Genomic DNA, 1475 nt, shown 5'->3' on the forward strand with positions numbered 1-1475 from the left:
AGNGTGCCAGATGCTCCTTAGAAAGGAGGTGATCCAGCCGCACCTTCCGGTACGGCTACCTTGTTACGACTTAGTCCTAATCACCGATCCCACCTTCGACAGCTCCCTCCATAAATGGTTGGGCCACCGGCTTCGGGTGTTACCGACTTTCATGACTTGACGGGCGGTGTGTACAAGGCCCGGGAACGTATTCACCGCAGCGTTGCTGATCTGCGATTACTAGCGACTCCGACTTCATGAGGTCGAGTTGCAGACCTCAATCCGAACTGAGACCGGCTTTTTGGGATTCGCTCCACCTTACGGTATTGCAGCCCTTTGTACCGGCCATTGTAGCATGCGTGAAGCCCAAGACATAAGGGGCATGATGATTTGACGTCATCCCCACCTTCCTCCGAGTTGACCCCGGCAGTATCCCATGAGTTCCCACCATTACGTGCTGGCAACATAGGACGAGGGTTGCGCTCGTTGCGGGACTTAACCCAACATCTCACGACACGAGCTGACGACAACCATGCACCACCTGTTTACGAGTGTCCAAAGAGTTGACCATTTCTGGCCCGTTCTCGTATATGTCAAGCCTTGGTAAGGTTCTTCGCGTTGCATCGAATTAATCCGCATGCTCCGCCGCTTGTGCGGGCCCCCGTCAATTCCTTTGAGTTTTAGCCTTGCGGCCGTACTCCCCAGGCGGGGAACTTAATGCGTTAGCTGCGACACGGAGACCGTGGAATGGTCCCCACATCTAGTTCCCAACGTTTACGGCGTGGACTACCAGGGTATCTAATCCTGTTCGCTCCCCACGCTTTCGCTCCTCAGCGTCAGTTACGGCCCAGAGATCTGCCTTCGCCATCGGTGTTCCTCCTGATATCTGCGCATTCCACCGCTACACCAGGAATTCCAATCTCCCCTACCGCACTCTAGTCTGCCCGTACCCACTGCAGGCCCGAGGTTGAGCCTCGGGATTTCACAGCAGACGCGACAAACCGCCTACGAGCTCTTTACGCCCAATAATTCCGGACAACGCTTGCACCCTACGTATTACCGCGGCTGCTGGCACGTAGTTAGCCGGTGCTTTTTCTGCAGGTACCGTCACTTTCGCTTCTTCCCTGCTAAAAGAGGTTTACAACCCGAAGGCCGTCGTCCCTCACGCGGCGTTGCTGCATCAGGCTTGCGCCCATTGTGCAATATTCCCCACTGCTGCCTCCCGTAGGAGTCTGGGCCGTGTCTCAGTCCCAGTGTGGCCGGTCACCCTCTCAGGCCGGCTACCCGTCGTCGCCTTGGTGAGCCATTACCTCACCAACAAGCTGATAGGCCGCGAGCTCATCCTTGACCAAAATTCTTTCCACCACCTCCCGATGCCGGGGATGGTCGTATCCGGTATTAGACGTCGTTTCCAACGCTTATCCCAGAGTCAAGGGCAGATTGCTCACGTGTTACTCACCCGTTCGCCACTGATCCAGAAGAAGCAAGCTCCCTCT

At 56.0% G+C, this 1475-nt stretch carries 1 rRNA gene; it reads right to left on the bottom strand.

Annotated features, from left to right (window positions below):
* Nucleotides 1-21: 21 nt before the first annotated feature.
* Nucleotides 22-1475: ribosomal RNA gene (locus AADV74_RS16890) — 16S ribosomal RNA — on the bottom strand; the annotation flags it as partial.

It is taken from the genome of Leifsonia stereocauli (genome assembly GCF_038432415.1).
In the GTDB taxonomy this organism is placed as follows: domain Bacteria; phylum Actinomycetota; class Actinomycetes; order Actinomycetales; family Microbacteriaceae; genus Orlajensenia; species Orlajensenia stereocauli.